The organism is Pseudoalteromonas sp. UBA2102, from assembly GCF_002331165.1.
In the GTDB taxonomy this organism is placed as follows: domain Bacteria; phylum Pseudomonadota; class Gammaproteobacteria; order Enterobacterales; family Alteromonadaceae; genus Pseudoalteromonas; species Pseudoalteromonas atlantica.
On sequence record NZ_DCYU01000030.1, the window covers coordinates 20,300 to 20,941 of the forward strand.

The following is a 642-nucleotide window of genomic DNA, read 5'->3' on the forward strand; positions in this document are numbered from 1 at the left end:
CTTCGGCCACTCGGACACCTCTCCAACGCATAACAGATCGTATTAACGGTAGTTTATTCATACCATTAATTAAATAGTGGTGGAGAGATAGGGATTTGAACCCTAGATAGGCTACAAACCTATGCCGGTTTTCAAGACCGGTGCATTCGACCACTCTGCCATCTCTCCGTGACGCAGAATAATACTTAGGTGATACCGTCGTGTAAATAGCAAATAAACTGTTTGCTTAAAAAGTAGGCGTAATTACGCTTTTTTTTGTAAATAGAGGGAAATTAGAAGGATTTAAACTAAAAATTAAAGGGTGGCAGCAAACTAAGGGAGCTAAAGAAGCGCTTTCAATAGTGGTTAGTTGTTTACTGCCCCTGCTTAATAATCATAACAAGGTTGATTATTTGTATTGCGCGGCGCTGTTTAATGCTAACTTTTTGCCCATACGGTTTAATTTAGCAAGCATTTTAGCTTTACGGTTAGTTGGTTTTACGCCAACGTGGGCTGCTGCATTTTGGTTTAGGGTGTTTATTGGGTTCATGTCTTTGCTCCAAGGTGTATGTGTTTAAATCGCGAGCATTTTGACTCTTTTTTGTTTAAAAATACAACAATATAAACTAAGGCTTGGCTATTAGTTATTTTTATCTGAATTTG

General features: G+C 38.2%; 1 protein-coding gene and 1 tRNA gene. Both read right to left on the bottom strand.

The features are described 5' to 3' along the window. Positions 1-77: 77 nt before the first annotated feature. A tRNA-Ser gene (locus B2R65_RS03295) sits at positions 78-168 on the bottom strand. 220 nt (positions 169-388) lie between these two features. Beyond that, positions 389-529, bottom strand: coding sequence for a hypothetical protein (locus B2R65_RS03300; RefSeq protein ID WP_004589025.1), 141 nt, complete (start codon positions 527-529; stop codon positions 389-391). Between the last annotated feature and the right edge of the window lie 113 nt (positions 530-642).